15 protein-coding genes are annotated in these 14,732 nt (G+C 68.2%); all 15 read right to left on the reverse strand.

Annotated elements, in window-relative coordinates; translation table 11 throughout:
- Window position 1 precedes the first annotated feature (1 nt).
- The 15 genes from metK to ASF51_RS10140 all read right to left on the reverse strand — a co-directional run bounded on the left by metK (window position 2) and on the right by ASF51_RS10140 (window position 14,703).
- Window positions 2-1,198: a methionine adenosyltransferase gene (gene metK / locus ASF51_RS10070; protein ID WP_055928806.1), complete on the reverse strand. Its 1,197-nt coding sequence runs from the start codon at window positions 1,196-1,198 to the stop codon at window positions 2-4.
- On the reverse strand, window positions 1,195-2,448 hold the full coding sequence (gene coaBC, locus ASF51_RS10075) for a bifunctional phosphopantothenoylcysteine decarboxylase/phosphopantothenate--cysteine ligase CoaBC (RefSeq protein WP_055930688.1): 1,254 nt from the start codon (window positions 2,446-2,448) through the stop codon (window positions 1,195-1,197). Before coaBC ends, metK begins: the two co-directional genes overlap by 4 nt.
- 136 nt (window positions 2,449-2,584) lie before the next feature.
- On the reverse strand, window positions 2,585-2,848 hold the full coding sequence (rpoZ, locus tag ASF51_RS10080) for a DNA-directed RNA polymerase subunit omega (protein ID WP_044438377.1): 264 nt from the start codon (window positions 2,846-2,848) through the stop codon (window positions 2,585-2,587).
- A gap of 130 nt (window positions 2,849-2,978) precedes the next feature.
- Window positions 2,979-3,860, reverse strand: a complete 882-nt coding sequence (gmk, locus tag ASF51_RS10085; RefSeq protein ID WP_055928809.1) for a guanylate kinase — start codon at window positions 3,858-3,860, stop codon at window positions 2,979-2,981.
- The gene (pyrF, locus tag ASF51_RS10090) at window positions 3,857-4,771 is read right to left on the reverse strand and encodes an orotidine-5'-phosphate decarboxylase (protein ID WP_055928812.1); all 915 of its coding nucleotides are present in this window, start codon (window positions 4,769-4,771) and stop codon (window positions 3,857-3,859) included. The genes gmk and pyrF overlap by 4 nt, the downstream gene beginning before the upstream one ends.
- On the reverse strand, window positions 4,768-8,061 hold the full coding sequence (carB, locus tag ASF51_RS10095) for a carbamoyl-phosphate synthase large subunit (protein WP_055928816.1): 3,294 nt from the start codon (window positions 8,059-8,061) through the stop codon (window positions 4,768-4,770). Before carB ends, pyrF begins: the two co-directional genes overlap by 4 nt.
- Window positions 8,061-9,242, reverse strand: coding sequence for a glutamine-hydrolyzing carbamoyl-phosphate synthase small subunit (gene carA, locus ASF51_RS10100; protein WP_157412101.1), 1,182 nt, complete (start codon window positions 9,240-9,242; stop codon window positions 8,061-8,063). The genes carB and carA overlap by 1 nt, the downstream gene beginning before the upstream one ends.
- Window positions 9,239-9,787: a hypothetical protein gene (locus tag ASF51_RS10105; protein ID WP_055928821.1), complete on the reverse strand. Its 549-nt coding sequence runs from the start codon at window positions 9,785-9,787 to the stop codon at window positions 9,239-9,241. Before ASF51_RS10105 ends, carA begins: the two co-directional genes overlap by 4 nt.
- A complete protein-coding gene (locus tag ASF51_RS10110; protein WP_055928825.1) occupies window positions 9,780-11,114 on the reverse strand; it encodes a dihydroorotase in 1,335 nt (444 codons plus the stop codon). Before ASF51_RS10110 ends, ASF51_RS10105 begins: the two co-directional genes overlap by 8 nt.
- The gene (locus ASF51_RS10115) at window positions 11,111-12,067 is read right to left on the reverse strand and encodes an aspartate carbamoyltransferase catalytic subunit (RefSeq protein WP_055928829.1); all 957 of its coding nucleotides are present in this window, start codon (window positions 12,065-12,067) and stop codon (window positions 11,111-11,113) included. The genes ASF51_RS10110 and ASF51_RS10115 overlap by 4 nt, the downstream gene beginning before the upstream one ends.
- Window positions 12,064-12,618, reverse strand: coding sequence for a bifunctional pyr operon transcriptional regulator/uracil phosphoribosyltransferase PyrR (gene pyrR, locus ASF51_RS10120; RefSeq protein ID WP_055930694.1), 555 nt, complete (start codon window positions 12,616-12,618; stop codon window positions 12,064-12,066). The genes ASF51_RS10115 and pyrR overlap by 4 nt, the downstream gene beginning before the upstream one ends.
- Window positions 12,619-12,743: 125 nt before the next feature.
- Window positions 12,744-13,157 carry a transcription antitermination factor NusB gene (gene nusB / locus ASF51_RS10125; RefSeq protein WP_055928832.1) on the reverse strand — a complete coding sequence of 138 codons (414 nt, stop codon included), beginning with the start codon at window positions 13,155-13,157 and terminating at the stop codon, window positions 12,744-12,746.
- 18 nt (window positions 13,158-13,175) lie between these two features.
- Complete coding sequence (efp, locus tag ASF51_RS10130) at window positions 13,176-13,739, reverse strand: elongation factor P (protein WP_044438393.1); 564 nt, start codon at window positions 13,737-13,739, stop codon at window positions 13,176-13,178.
- An 83-nt stretch (window positions 13,740-13,822) separates the two neighbouring features.
- Window positions 13,823-14,260 carry a type II 3-dehydroquinate dehydratase gene (locus tag ASF51_RS10135; protein ID WP_055928835.1) on the reverse strand — a complete coding sequence of 146 codons (438 nt, stop codon included), beginning with the start codon at window positions 14,258-14,260 and terminating at the stop codon, window positions 13,823-13,825.
- 11 nt (window positions 14,261-14,271) lie between these two features.
- A complete protein-coding gene (locus ASF51_RS10140) occupies window positions 14,272-14,703 on the reverse strand; it encodes a hypothetical protein (protein ID WP_055928839.1) in 432 nt (143 codons plus the stop codon).
- Window positions 14,704-14,732: the final 29 nt, after the last annotated feature.

Consider the following 14,732-nt stretch of genomic DNA (forward strand, 5'->3'; position numbering starts at 1 on the left):
CCTAGATGCGCGCTGCGGCCTGCAGCTCGGCGACCCGGTCGAGTCGCTCCCACGTGAAGTCGGGGAGTTCACGACCGAAGTGGCCGTATGTCGCCGTGGCGCCGTAGATGGGACGCAGCAGGTCGAGGTGCTGGATGATGGCCGCCGGGCGCAGGTCGAACACCTCGGTGATGGCCTCGATGATGCGGTCGTCGGGCAGCTTGCCCGTTCCGAAGGTCTCGACGTAGAGGCCGACCGGTGCGGCCTTTCCGATGGCGTACGCGATCTGCACTTCGAGCTTGTCGGCGAAACCTGCGGCGACCGCGTTCTTCGCCACCCAGCGCATGGCGTACGCCGCCGAACGGTCGACCTTCGACGGGTCTTTTCCGCTGAAGGCGCCGCCACCGTGGCGCGACGCTCCCCCGTAGGTGTCGACGATGATCTTGCGCCCGGTGAGCCCGGCATCGCCCTGCGGGCCTCCCACCACGAACCGGCCGGTGGGGTTGATGAGGAAGTTCGCCGAGCGGGACTCGAGGTCGCTCGCCGCGAGTACGGGCTTGATGACCAGCTCTTCGATGTCGTGGAAGAGATCGGCGTTGGTCACCGACTCGGTGTGCTGCGTCGAGAGCACCACCGTCTCGATGGTCTTCGGCACGATGCCGTCGTAGCCGATGGTGACCTGGGTCTTGCCGTCGGGGCGCAGGTAGCCGAGCTCGCCGGTCTTTCGAACCTCGGCGAGGCGTTCGGCCAGGCGGTGCGCCAGCCAGATCGGCAGCGGCATGAGCTGCGGGGTCTCGGTGGTGGCGAATCCGAACATGATGCCCTGGTCGCCGGCACCCTGAAGGTCGAAGGGATCGCTGCGCGTCTCGCCCTGGCGGTTCTCCCAGGCGTTGTCGACCCCGGCCGCGATCTCGGGCGACTGGGCGCCGATCGACACCGACACCCCGCAGCTCGCACCGTCGAAGCCGACGTCGCTCGAGGTGTAGCCGATCGACGACACCTTCTCGCGCACGATCGTGGGGATGTCGACGTAGCCCGAGGTCGTGACCTCTCCTGCGACGTGCACGAGGCCGGTCGTGACGAGCGTCTCGACGGCGACGCGGCTCGCCGGGTCGACCTCGAGGAGCGCGTCGAGGATGCTGTCGGAGATCTGATCGCAGATCTTGTCGGGGTGTCCTTCGGTGACGGACTCGGACGTGAAGAGGCGAAGGCTCGTCATGGTGCTCCAGGGATATCTGAGGGTGTGCGGTGCCTGTCTTCGAGCAGTCGCCCGGCAAGCACAGACAGGATCTCATCGGCCACCGACAGCTTGCTGCCCCGGGCCTCGATCACTATAGACCCGGCCCGGTCGAGGACCGTCACGGTGTTTCCCTCCGTTGCGAAGCCCTCCGTCCAGCCGACACGGTTGACGACGAGGTAGTCGCAGCCCTTGCGGGCGATCTTTGCGCGGCCCAGCTCGAGGAGTGCGGCGTCGGTGTCGGCGGTCTCGGCGGCGAAACCCACGACGAGCTGGTCGGCGCGGGCATGCGAGGCGATGGCCGCGAGCACGTCGGGGTTCTTGACGAGCTCGAGGGTCATCGCGTCGCCCAGCGACTCTTTCTTGAGCTTGGCGTTCGAGACGGCGGCCGGGCGGTAATCGGCGACGGCGGCGGCCATGATGATGACGTCGTGCGAGGCGGCGGCGGATTCCATGGCCGTCGCCAGCTCGGCCGTGGTCTCCACGGAGACGACCTCGACGCCGTCGGGAACGGGTACCTCGAGGTGCGCAGCCACGAGGGTGACCTCGGCGCCTCGGGAGGCTGCCGCGCGGGCGAGGGCGGTGCCCTGGCGACCGCTCGACCGATTGCCGATGAAGCGAACGGGGTCGAGCGGCTCGCGGGTGCCGCCGGCCGAGATGAGCACCCTCACGCCGGTCAGGTCGCCGTCGGGCGCGGCCGGCCCCGCAGCGGCCGCGACGGCCAGGGATGCGGTGACGATCTCGTCGACCTCGGCCATCCGACCGGCGCCCGAATCGGTGCCGGTGAGCTGGCCGCTCGCCGGACCGACGAAGTGGATGCCCCGCGATGCCAGGGTGGCGGCGTTGGCCACCGTCGCGGCGTTCTGCCACATCTCGGTGTGCATGGCCGGGGCGACGACGATGGGGGCCTTCGAGGCGAGCACGGTGTTGCCGAGCAGGTCGTCGGCGAGGCCCGCCGCCATCTTGGCGAGGGAGTTGGCCGTGGCCGGGGCGATCACGATGAGGTCGGCGGACTGCCCGATCGAGACGTGCCGCACCTCGGCGACGGCCTCGTAGAGGTCGGTGTGCACGATGTTGCGGGAGATGGCCTCGAGGGTGGGCTTGCCGACGAATCGGAGGGCGTGCTCGGTGGCGACGACCTGAACGTCGTGGCCCGCCAAAACGAATGCCCGCACGACGCCCACGGCCTTGTACGCCGCGATGCCGCCGGTGATGCCGACGACGATGCGCAGGCGCTTCTGAGGTTCTGTCACGTCAGTTCTGACCCTTCGACGAGAAAGCCGGTGCCGTTAACGAACGAATCCGCTCCCCGGCCGTGCGGGGGCGAACCCGACGACAGCCCGGGGAACGGACCTGCATTCGCTGCTGCTATTCGGTGGCCGCGATGGGCTTGACCGTGAGCTTGTCCTCGTTGATCTCGTGCATCGCGACCGAGAGGGGCTTGTCGTCGATGGTCGAGTCGACAAGCGGTCCGACGTTGTCGAACAGGCTTCCCTCGTGCAGGTCTGCGTAGTAGTCGTTGATCTGGCGTGCGCGCTTGGATGCGAAGATCACAAGCGCGTACTTGGATTCAACCTTCGACAGCAGTTCGTCGATGGGGGGATCGATGATGCCCTGAGCCCTGTTGACCATGGTGATACTCCTTGAGTGGCCTCGCCGGCCGGATTGAGAAAAGATCGTGCGGTGATCGTGAGGGGGTCACCGTGCACAAGTAGACAAGTCTACCTCGGATTGGCCGCTGATCACTCGGATCAGCCGCTTATCACTGCATGAGCTCCACGACGTCGCGTGCGGCGGCCTCGACATCGTTGTTCACGATGAGGTAGTCGAACTCGTTCTGGGCGGCCAGTTCGACCTCGGCGGTCGCGAGACGACGCTCCTGCTCCTCGGGCGATTCCGTTCCCCGGCCGGTGAGGCGGCGCACGAGCTCCGCCCAGCTCGGCGGGAGGAGGAAGACCAGGCGTGCCTCCGGCATCGCGGCTCGAACCTGCCTGGCGCCCTGGATGTCGATCTCGAGGAGCACACTCTTGCCCTCGGCCAGCGCCGTGTCGATCGGGGCGCGGGGCGTGCCGTAGCGCGACGAGTTGTGCACGACCGCCCACTCGAGGAATTCGCCGGCCTCGATCATGCGGTCGAATTCGGCATCGTCGACGAAGTAGTAGCTCACGCCGTCGACCTCGCCCGGGCGGGGGGCCCGTGTCGTGGCAGAGACCGACAGGAGCACGCCGGGCACGTTCTCGCGGATCCACGTCGACACCGTTCCCTTGCCGACCGCAGTGGGGCCGGCCAGCACGACGAGTCGCGAGGCCGTCTCGTCGCCCGTGAACGGAGCCCGCTTCAGCAGGTACTCCCGCAGGCGGTCGCGTTGCAGTGCGCCGAGTCCGCCCAGGCGCTTGCTGGGAGAGATCGACAGCCGCTCGATGACGCGCTCGATGCGCACCCGACCGAGGCCAGGGATGCCCTGGAGCAGCTCGGTCACCCGCATACCGGCCTCGAGGCTGTCTGGATGCGCGGATGCGCGATCGAGGACGCCTGTCGCGCTGCGACGCTGCTCGGTCACGGCCTTCTTGATGGCGGCCCGGGCGCGTCGGGCGGCGATGGCCGCCCGGGAGCCGGCGGCGCGGTCGACGTCGGGAACGGTCATGACAGTGCTCCGGATAGTTGGCCCGCCTGGTCGGCGAGCGTGTCGGCGAGGGCGGATGGCCCCGCGGACAGGGCGGATCTCGACGTGCTCACGATCGTGCCCGCCGCGAGCGGGCCGTAGATCGAACCGATGTCATCGAACAACGCACCTTGATGGCCGAAGCCCGGCGCGAGCACGGGCATCAACGGCGCCCCGTCGGCGAGGGAGTTCACGTCGACGCCGTAGTCGAGGAGGTTCTTCGTTGCACCGAGCACGACTCCGATGCTACCGAGTGCCGGGGTGTCGCCGTCACCGGGACGGTCGCCGTTGCCGTCACCGTCGCCGTCGATGGCGTGCTGGCGGTTCCACTCGTCGATCTCCGTCGCGACGAGCCCGGCGACCGTCAGGTCCGCGCGCTCATCCGCTGCGACCAGGGCCGTCTGGACCAGCCGGGACTCGGGGTTCGAGGTGGCCGCGAGCACGAACGCGCCCTTGCCGTGCTGCCGGGCGAGGTCGAAGACTCCCCCCAGCGATCCCGTGCCCGCGTACGCAGCCAGGGTCACGGCGTCTGCTTCGAGCGGCGAACCCGGCGTCAGCCAGGCGTCGCCGTAGGCGTCGACGCTCGATCCGATGTCTCCCCGTTTCGCGTCCGCGATGACGAGGAGCCCAGCCTGCCTCGCCGCGGCGAGAACGTCTTCGAGGGCGGCGAAACCGGCCGAGCCGAACACCTCGAAGAAGGCGACCTGGGGCTTCACGATTCCGATGGTCCCACTCGCGGCGTCCACGACCCTCAGCCCGAATTCGCGCAGCCCGGCCGGTGTGCGCGGCAGGCCCCAGGCATCCAGAAGGAAGCCGTGGGGATCGATGCCGACGCACAGCCGACCGCGCTGCTCGATGGTCGTGTGCAGCCGCTGGCCGAACGACCGGGTCACAGGCGCGCAGCCCGGGCGATCGCGTACTCCTGCAGGCTCGACACGTCGAAGCCCTCGCGAGTCGCCTCGAACGAGGCGACGGCCGCGCCCAGCTGGGCGATGGTCGTGAACAGCGGCTTGTCGGCGGCCACGGCCGCAGCCCGGATCTCGTAGCCGTCTGCGCGCGCGCTCGAGCCGCTCGGCGTGTTCACGACGATGTCGACCTCGTTGCGGTTGATCAGGTCGACCACGGTCGGCTCGTCGCCGTCGGCCGATGCGCCCTCGCTGAACTTGCGCACGATGCGGGCCGTGATGCCGTTGCGGTTCAGCACTTCGGCGGTTCCGGCCGTCGCGAGGATGTCGAAGCCCAGCTCGAGCAGGCGGAGAACCGGGAGCACGATGGCGCGCTTGTCGCGGTCGGAGACGGACACGAAGACCGTTCCGGAGGTGGGCAGACCGCCGTACGCGGCCTCCTGGCTCTTGGCGAAGGCGCGGGGGAAGTCGCGGTCGATTCCCATGACCTCGCCGGTGGAGCGCATCTCCGGGCCGAGCAGCGAGTCGACGATGAGACCGTCTTTCGTGCGGAAGCGCTTGAACGGAAGCACGGCCTCCTTCACGGCGATCGGCGAATCCATGGGAACGATCGATCCGTCGACGACCGGGAGCATGCCCTCGGCCTTCAGCTCGGCGATCGTCGCGCCCACCATGATGCGCGACGCGGCCTTGGCCAGGGGGATGCCCAGGGCCTTCGCCACGAAGGGAACAGTGCGGGAGGCGCGGGGATTGGCCTCGAGGACGTAGAGGATGCCCTGACCGATGGCGAACTGCACGTTCAGCAGGCCCTGCACCCCGATGCCCTCTGCGATGGCGAGGGTCGCCGTGCGCACCCGGTCGATGACCTCGCGGCCCAGGGTGACGGGAGGCAGCGTGCAGCTCGAGTCGCCGGAGTGGATGCCGGCCTCCTCGATGTGCTCCATGATGCCGCCGACGTAGAGCTCGTGGCCGTCGTAGAGCGCGTCGACGTCGATCTCGATCGCGTCGTCGAGGAAGCGGTCGACGAGCAGAGGGTGCGAGGGGTCGATGATGCCCTGTCCGGCCATGCGCGAGAAGTAGTCCTCGAGCGAGGGCGAGTCGTAGACGATCTCCATGCCGCGACCGCCGAGCACGTACGAGGGGCGCACGAGCACCGGGTAGCCGATGTCCTCGGCGATGGTGACAGCGCCGCCGAAGTCGCTCGCCGTGCCGTTCTTCGGCGCGAGGAGCTGGGCGTCGTCGAGGATCTTCGAGAAGAGTCCGCGCTCCTCGGCCAGGTCGATGGCCTCCGGCGTGGTGCCGAGGATCGGAACGCCGGCCGCCTTGAGACCCTTGGCGAGGCCCAGGGCCGTCTGGCCGCCGAGCTGCACGACCACGCCGACGAGCTCGCCGGACTGGCTCTCCGCGTGGATCACCTCGAGCACGTCTTCCAGCGTGAGGGGCTCGAAGTAGAGCCGGTCGCTGGTGTCGTAGTCGGTCGAGACCGTCTCGGGGTTGCAGTTGATCATGATCGTCTCGAAGCCCGCGTCCGACAGCGCGAACGAGGCGTGCACGCAGGAGTAGTCGAACTCGACTCCCTGGCCGATGCGGTTCGGCCCCGAGCCCAGGATGACGACCTTGCGCCGGTCGGAGGGTTCGACCTCGGTCTCAAAGTCGTAGCTCGAGTAGTGGTAGGGCGTGAGCGCGGGGAACTCGCCCGCGCACGTGTCGACCGTCTTGAACACGGGCCGCACGCCCAGGATGTGCCGGACCTCGCGCACCTCTTTCTCGCCGAAGCCGCGCAGGGCGGCGATCTGCGCGTCGGAGAATCCGTGCTCCTTGGCCAGCAGGAACATGTTCGTGTCGGCGTTCTCGCTCGAGGCGATGGCCTCGGCGACCTCGTTGATCAGAACGATCTGGTCGATGAACCAGGGGTCGATCTTGGTGGCGTCGAAGACCTCCTCGGCCGTGGCGCCTGCGCGAAGCGCCTGCTGCACGGTGACGATGCGTCCGTCGGTCGGCACGCTGGCCAGGGCCAGCAGTTCGTCTTTGGATGCGTCGAGCGGTTCCCAGTGGAACGACGAGCCGCGCTTCTCCAACGACCGCAGGGCCTTCTGCAGGGCCTGCGTGTAGTTGCGGCCGATGGCCATCGCCTCGCCGACCGACTTCATGGTGGTCGTGAGCGTGGTGTCGGCGGCGGGGAACTTCTCGAAGGCGAAGCGGGGAACCTTCACGACCACGTAGTCGAGCGTCGGCTCGAACGAGGCGGGCGTCACCTTGGTGATGTCGTTCGGGATCTCGTCGAGGTGGTAGCCGATGGCCAGCTTCGCTGCGATCTTCGCGATCGGGAACCCGGTGGCCTTCGAGGCGAGCGCGCTGGAGCGAGAGACGCGCGGGTTCATCTCGATGACGATGACGCGGCCGTTCGACGGGTCGATGGCGAACTGGATGTTGCAGCCGCCCGTGTCGACGCCGACGGCACGGATGATGTCGATGCCGATGTTGCGCATGTTCTGGTATTCGCGGTCGGTCAGGGTGAGCGCCGGGGCCACGGTGATCGAGTCGCCGGTGTGCACGCCCACAGGGTCGACGTTCTCGATGGAGCAGACCACGACCGTGTTGTCGGCCGTGTCGCGCATGAGCTCGAGCTCGTACTCCTTCCATCCGAGGATGGACTCCTCGAGCAGGACCTCGGTGGTCGGGCTCTGGTGCAGGCCGTCGCCGACGATCCGGCGCAGCTCGGCCTCCGTGTAGGCGAAGCCCGATCCCAGTCCGCCCATCGTGAACGAGGGGCGCACGACCAGGGGGTAGCCGAGATCGAGGGCGTACTCCACGGCCTCCTCGACCGTGTGCGCGATGTGGGAGCGCGCGACGTCGGCACCGGCATCCAGAACGAGCTGCTTGAAGATCTGCCTGTCTTCGCCCTTGTTGATCGCCTCGAACGAGGCGCCGATGAGCTCGACGTCGTACTTCTCGAGGATGCCGTGCTTGTGCAGGTCGATGGCCGCGTTGAGGGCGGTCTGGCCGCCCAGGGTCGGCAGGATCGCGTCGGGCTTCTCCTTGGCGATGATGGTCTCGATGACCTGCCAGGTGATGGGCTCGATGTAGGTCGCGTCGGCGAAGTCCGGGTCGGTCATGATCGTGGCCGGGTTGGAGTTCACGAGGATGACGCGCACGCCCTCCTCGCGGAGCACGCGGCACGCCTGGGTGCCGGAGTAGTCGAACTCGCACGCCTGGCCGATGACGATCGGGCCGGAGCCGATGACCAGGACACTCTTGATGTCTTCCCTGCGAGGCATTACTGGTTCTTTCCGTCGATGATGGAGTGGATCTCTGTCTGCGGCTCGCCCTTGTCGATCGCCAGCACCATGTCGCGGAAGCGGTCGAAGAGGTACATCGAGTCGTGCGGGCCCGCAGCAGCCTCGGGGTGGTACTGCACCGAGAAGGCGTCGATGTCGAGGCAGCGGATGCCCTCCACGACGTTGTCGTTCAGGCTGAGGTGGCTGACCTCGACCCGGCCGAAGCCGGCCGGGCTCTCGACGACGCCCTCGCGCGGCGCATCCACGGCGAAGCCATGGTTCTGGCTGGTGATCTCGACCTTGCCCGTGGTCTTGTCGAGCACCGGCTGGTTGATGCCCCGGTGACCGAAGGGCAGCTTGTAGGTTCCGAAGCCGAGGGCGCGGCCGAGCAGCTGGTTGCCGAAGCAGATTCCGAAGTACGGGATCTTCTCGGCCAGCACATCGCGCAGCAGCTGCACGTGACGCTCGGATGCCTCGGGGTCGCCGGGGCCGTTCGAGTAGAACAGGGCGCTCGGCTTGAGGGCGACCACCTCGTCGGTGGTCACCGATTCCGGCAGCACGACGACGTCGAAGCCGCGCTGCGCGAGGTAGCGCAGCGTCGACGTCTTCACGCCGAGGTCGAGGACCGCGACACTGCCGACCCGCTCGCCGACGGCCTCGATCGTGTACTGCGTCGGGGTCGACACCTCGCTCGAGAGGTTGCGGCCGGCCATGTCCTCCGCCGCCCGCACGATGGCGAGCTGCTCCGAGTCGCTCAGGTCGAAGTCCTCGCCCGAGAAGATGCCGGCGCGCATGGCGCCGAGCGAGCGGAGGTGCCGGGTGATGGCACGGGTGTCGACGCCGGAGATGCCGACGATGCCGCCCGAGACGAGATCATCGTCGAGGCTGCGCGTGGCGCGGTGGTTGGAGACGACTCGGGAGGGGTCGCGCACGACGTAGCCGGCGACCCAGATCTTCGCCGACTCGAGGTCGTCGTCGTTCGTTCCGGTGTTGCCGATGTGCGGGGCGGTCTGCAGAACGATCTGCCCCGCGTAGGAGGGATCGCTGAGGGTCTCCTGGTATCCGGTCATGCCGGTGGCGAAGACCGCCTCGCCCAGGGTGCGCCCACGGGCGCCATAGGCGCGTCCGGCGTAGCGCTTGCCGTCTTCGAGTACGAGGACGGCGGGTTCTGTAGAGATCACGCGAGGGATCCTTCCTGGTCTGGGGTGGAGAGGCCGTCTGACGGCACAAGGGCTTCGATCGCCTCGATGAGGCGGGAACTCTGGTCGGGATTCTCGATGCGGAAGAAGCTCTCCACATCGGCCGCGGGCGTCGGGGCCTCCGATTCGAGGGTCCAGTCGAGCCGCACGAGACCGCCCTCCTCGACGACCCGGTCGATCGTCCACGTCGATGTGCCCACCGAGCGGATGCGATCGGCCCCGACGAAGACCTGCGGCTCGCCGGTCACGGCGATGAGTACGCCGGCGTCGAAGACCGAGACGGAGGCGCGCCCCCGGAAACCGAGACCGGGCAGGGTCACCCTGTCGAGTGGAGCGCCCGCGGTCGTCGTCGAGACGTAGAGGCCGGTGACGGCGACGCGCAGCTCACCGAGCAGCTCGTCGGCGGGCACGGCGGCGGTCGACAGCGCCGATTGGCGGCGGCCGCGCGCGCGCCAGCCGAGCACCATGAGAACCAGGAGCCCGATGACCCCGATGATGATGATCGAGCCGGGCAGGATCCTATCCACGGGCCACCCCCATCGCCGCCGCGGCGACCTCGCCCGCATCGACGACGACGCCGTCGTTCACGGTCTGGTAGCCGCGGTGCAGGGTGTGCCGCACGGAACCGGGAAGGGTCATGCCGAGGTACGGCGAGTTGTGGCTCTTGCCGGCGAGCCGGTCTGTGGAGAAGGCGCTCGACGACGCCGGGTCGACGAGCACGATGTTGGCGCTCGACCCGATCTCGAACGAGTGGCTGTGGCCCGCGAGACGACCGATCTCGGCGGGCGTCTGCGACAGCACGCGGGCCACGTCGGACCAGCCGAGCAGCCCGGTATCGACAAGCGCCGCCTGCACGACCGAGAGGGCGGACTCCAGGCCGACCATGCCGAACGCGGCGTGGTCCCACTCGCAGTCCTTGGCCTCCTCGGGGTGGGGCGCGTGATCGGTGGCGACGATGTCGATGGTGCCGTCGACGAGGCCCTCGCGCAGGGCTCGCACGTCTTCGTCGCGACGCAGCGGAGGGTTCACCTTGTAGCGGGCGTCGTAGCTGCGGATCAGGTCTTCGGTGAGCAGCAGGTGGTGGGGCGTGACCTCTGCCGTGACCTCGATGCCGCGGGCCTTCGCCCAGCGCACCACGTCGACCGAGCCGGCGGTCGACACGTGGCAGATGTGCAGCCGGGCGCCGACGTGCTCGGCGAGCAGCACGTCGCGCGCGATGATCGACTCCTCGGCCACGGCGGGCCAGCCCTTGAGGCCGAGCTCGCTCGAGAGGGCGCCCTCGTTCATCTGGGCGTTCTCGGTGAGGCGCGGATCCTGGGCGTGCTGGGCCACGACGCCGTCGAAGGTCTTGACGTACTCGAGGGCGCGCCGCATGAGCAGGGAGTCGTGAACGCACTTGCCGTCGTCGGAGAAGACGCGCACGGCCGCCCGGGAGTTGGCCATGGCGCCGATCTCGGAGAGCCGCGCGCCGGCGAGGCCGACGGTCACGGCGCCGATCGGGCGCACGGTGGCGTAGCCCGCCGACTCCCCCAGCGCCTGCACCTGCTCGACGACTCCGGCCGTGTCGGACACCGGCATGGTGTTCGCCATGGCGAACACGGCGGTGAATCCGCCCGCCGCGGCCGCGCGTGTGCCGGAGAGGACGGTCTCGCTCTGTTCGAAGCCCGGCTCCCGGAGGTGCGTGTGCAGGTCGACGAGACCCGGCAGAGCGACCAGGCCCGCGGCATCCAGAACCCGCGCGCCGGACGGCGTCGCGATTGCGGTGCCGCGCTCGGCGATGCGGCCGTCTGCCACGAGCAGATCGGTGGTCGTGCCGTCGGGCAGGGTCGCCCCGCGGATGAGGGTCGTTGTCATGATCTGGCCTCCCGGTCGCCGGACAGCAGTGAGTACAACACGGCCATGCGGATCGATACCCCGTTCGCCACCTGTTCGATCACGGTGGACTGCGCCGAATCGGCGGCACGAGACGAGATCTCGAGGCCGCGGTTCATGGGGCCGGGGTGCATGACAATGCTATCTGGGCGGAGCGCGAGGAGGCGCTCGTCGTCGAGCCCCCACTGGCGCGCATACTCGCGCGTCGTCGGGAAGAAGGCAGCGTTCATGCGCTCCTGCTGGATGCGCAGCATCATCACGACATCGGGCCGCACCTCGGCGAGTGCGGCGTCGAGGTCGTACCGGATGTCCACCGGCCACGTCGATGCCCCGACGGGAACGAGCGTCGCCGGTGCGACGAAGGTGACGTGGGCGCCCAGCGTCTCGAGCAGCCACAGGTTCGACCGCGCCACGCGGGAGTGCAAGACGTCTCCAACGATCATCACGCTCACCCCTTCGAGGTCGCGGCCGCGGGCCGCATCGCCGTGGATGCGCCGCCTCATCGTGAACGCGTCGAGGAGGGCCTGGGTGGGGTGCTCGTGGGTGCCGTCTCCGGCGTTGACCACCCCGGCGTCGATCCAGCCGCTCTGGGCCAGCACCTGCGGCGCGCCCGATGCCGAGTGCCGGATGACGACGCCGTCGGCGCCCATGGCGGCCAGAGTCTGGGCCGTGTCCTTGAGGCTTTCGCCCTTCGAGACGCTCGAACCCTTCGCCGAGAAGTTGATGACGTCGGCCGAGAGGCGCTTCGCAGCCACCTCGAACGACGTACGCGTGCGCGTCGAGTCCTCGAAGAAGAGGTTCACGACGGTCTTGCCGCGCAGGGTGGGAAGCTTCTTGACCTCGCGGTTCTGCACCTCGCTCATGTCTTCTGCGATGTCGAGCAGAGCGATCGCGTCATCACGGAGCAGGTCTCGGGTCGAGAGCAGGTGCCTCATGCGCCGGCCCCCGTCGCGAGATCGATGCTGACCTCTTCGCTGCCGTCGATCTCCGCGAGACGCACGTTGATGCGCTCGTCGGTGGAGCTGGGCAGGTTCTTTCCGACGAAGTCGGCCCGTATCGGCAGTTCGCGGTGGCCGCGATCGACCAGCACGGCGAGCCGCACGGCCCGCGGTCGTCCGAGGTCACCGATCGCGTCGAGCGCAGCGCGGATGGTGCGACCCGAGTAGAGCACGTCGTCGATGAGCACGACCGTCTTGCCGTCGATGCCCCCCGAGGGAACACGAGTGCGCTGCGGTGCTCTGGTCGGGTGATGGGCGAGGTCGTCGCGGTACATCGTCACGTCGAGCGAGCCGACGAGATCGGCGGGCGCTCCTGGTTCGATCTGCCGGATCTGCGCGCCGATCCTCTCGGCGAGCACCACACCGCGGGTGGGGATGCCGAGAATGACGAGATCGTGCGGTCCACGGTTGGACTCGAGGACCTCGTGCGAGATCCGAGTCAACGCCCGGGCTATGTCAGAGTTCTGCAGCACGATTCGAGCCACGATCCTGACCTCCTTCCCCGTCTCACAGGACGGATGGTTAAAGGATGTCTGTTGCGTCATCGAGCCTAGCAGGCGGCGCCGACCCTCAGCTGCTCAGCTGGTCGCCGCCCGCATCAGGCCGTCGCGCTTCAGCCCTTCGACTGGTGCACGCGGCCGAGGATGCCGTTGAGGAAGCTGCCGGAATCGTCGGTGCTGAGCAGCTTGGCTGCGTCGACGGCCTCGTTGATCGCGACACCGTCGGGAACGTCGTCGTTGAAGAGGACCTCCCAGATGCCGATGCGCAGAAGCGCGCGGTCGATGATGGGCATGCGGGCCAGTGTCCAGCCCTGGGCGTACGTCTCGATGAGCTCGTCGATCTCGTCGCCATGGTCGACGATGCCGTCGATGATCTCGCGCGCGTAGAGCCACGAGGCTTCACGGGCGGGTTCGCTCAGCGCCCTGGTCGCCTCGGCGGCGAGGGCCTCATTGATCGAGATCTGCCGCACATCGGCGGCGTACAGCACGTCGAGGGCGCGCTTTCGAGCTTTGGTGCGTGCGCTCATTGCGGGTGCCAGCCGGGGTCAGTCGTTCACGCGGCCGAGGTAGTCCCCCGTGCGCGTGTCGACCTTGACGCGGGTGCCCTGCTCGAGGAAGAGGGGAACCTGGATCTGGTAGCCGGTCTCGACGGTGGCGGGCTTGGTGCCGCCGGTCGAACGGTCGCCCTGGAGGCCCGGCTCGGTGTAGGTGATCTCGAGCGTCACCGATGCGGGGAGCTCGACGTACAGCGGCAGGCCCTCGTTGAGCGCGACGGTGACGGCCTGGTTCTCGAGCATGAAGTTGGCGGCGTCTCCGACGACGGCCTCGGTCACGGTGAGCTGGTCGTAGTCCGCGGTGTCCATGAAGACGAAGTCGTTGCCGTCTTTGTAGAGGTACTGGAAGTCGCGACGGTCGACGTTCGCGGTCTCGATCTTGGCGCCCGCGTTGAACGTCTTGTCGACGACCTTGCCGGTGAGAACGTTCTTCATCTTCGTGCGCACGAATGCGCCGCCCTTGCCCGGCTTGACGTGCTGGAAGTCGATGACCGCCCAGAGCTGGCCGTCGATCTTGAGGACGGCGCCGTTTCTGATGTCGCTGGTTGAAGCCATGGAAAAACTGTTCCGTTCGAGTGAAGAATTGTGCGGGCGCGGAAATTGACCCTCAGTGAGTGTACCGTCCCCCGCATCGGGGCCTAGTTGAGGCCGATGATCGCCCTTAAGGCCAGGCGGTAGGAGTCGAAGCCGAAGCCGGCGATGACCCCGGTGGCGATGCCGGAGATCACGCTGGTGTGGCGGAAGGTCTCCCGGGCGTGCGGGTTGCTGATGTGCACCTCGACCAGCGGGATGCCGGCCTTGGTGACCAGGGCGGCGGCGTCGCGGAGTCCATAGCTGTAGTGGGTGAACGCGGCAGGATTCAGGATGACCGGTGTGCGTGAATCGACGGCCTCGTGCATCCACCCGATCATCTCGCCCTCGTCATCGGTCTGACGCAACTCTATGGTTGCCTCGTCGCCCGCATCGGAGGTCAGCACCGCTCGGAGCGCCTCGAGGTCCTGCGACCCGTACACGTCGGGCTCGCGGCTGCCGAGCCGCGAGAGGTTTGGTCCGTTCAGCACGAGCACAGTGGTCATGACGCCTAACTCTAGCGACGCCCCGACGACCTCGCCTTCATCATGCGGAGGCCGTCGTCGTGCACGAGATAGATCGCGAAGACGTCGACGGCCTCGTCGCGGGCGGCCTCGTGCAGCCCGTCTGCCCACAGCTCGTCGAAGCCGTGCGGCGTCTCGTCTCCCGGGCGTTCGAGGGCGAACAGGATGCTGCCGCCCGGAGAGTATTCGTCGAGGACCTGCCCGAGGCTCGACACGATCGACCGCAGCTCATCGCCTGACGGGCTCGCAGGGATTGAATCGATCGGGATGACGATGGGCAGCTGCTCGCCGTCGGGGGCGACGAAGAACGCCCACAGCTGGCGGCGCAGCGCCGGACCGAGCAGCCTCGACAGCAGCTCTCTGGCATCGGCGTCGTTCGTGATGATGGTGTCTGGACCGGGGGTCGAGGGGGTGAATGCCGTCATGCGCCCACTCTGGCGGGTTCCCTCGAACG

Origin of the sequence: Agreia sp. Leaf283, from assembly GCF_001422485.1 — a bacterium.
Classification (GTDB): Bacteria; Actinomycetota; Actinomycetes; order Actinomycetales; family Microbacteriaceae; genus Agreia.

Excerpts from the sequence above, each read along its gene's own strand:
- metK (WP_055928806.1), bottom strand. The coding sequence starts at position 1,198 with ATGACGAGCCTTCGCCTCTTCACGTCCGAGTCCGTCACCGAAGGACAC.
- rpoZ (WP_044438377.1), bottom strand. The coding sequence starts at position 2,848 with ATGGTCAACAGGGCTCAGGGCATCATCGATCCCCCCATCGACGAACTG.
- gmk (WP_055928809.1), bottom strand. The coding sequence starts at position 3,860 with ATGACCGTTCCCGACGTCGACCGCGCCGCCGGCTCCCGGGCGGCCATC.
- carB (WP_055928816.1), bottom strand. The coding sequence starts at position 8,061 with ATGCCTCGCAGGGAAGACATCAAGAGTGTCCTGGTCATCGGCTCCGGC.
- ASF51_RS10110 (WP_055928825.1), bottom strand. The coding sequence starts at position 11,114 with ATGACAACGACCCTCATCCGCGGGGCGACCCTGCCCGACGGCACGACC.
- ASF51_RS10115 (WP_055928829.1), bottom strand. The coding sequence starts at position 12,067 with ATGAGGCACCTGCTCTCGACCCGAGACCTGCTCCGTGATGACGCGATC.
- nusB (WP_055928832.1), bottom strand. The coding sequence starts at position 13,157 with ATGAGCGCACGCACCAAAGCTCGAAAGCGCGCCCTCGACGTGCTGTAC.
- efp (WP_044438393.1), bottom strand. The coding sequence starts at position 13,739 with ATGGCTTCAACCAGCGACATCAGAAACGGCGCCGTCCTCAAGATCGAC.
- ASF51_RS10135 (WP_055928835.1), bottom strand. The coding sequence starts at position 14,260 with ATGACCACTGTGCTCGTGCTGAACGGACCAAACCTCTCGCGGCTCGGC.
- ASF51_RS10140 (WP_055928839.1), bottom strand. The coding sequence starts at position 14,703 with ATGACGGCATTCACCCCCTCGACCCCCGGTCCAGACACCATCATCACG.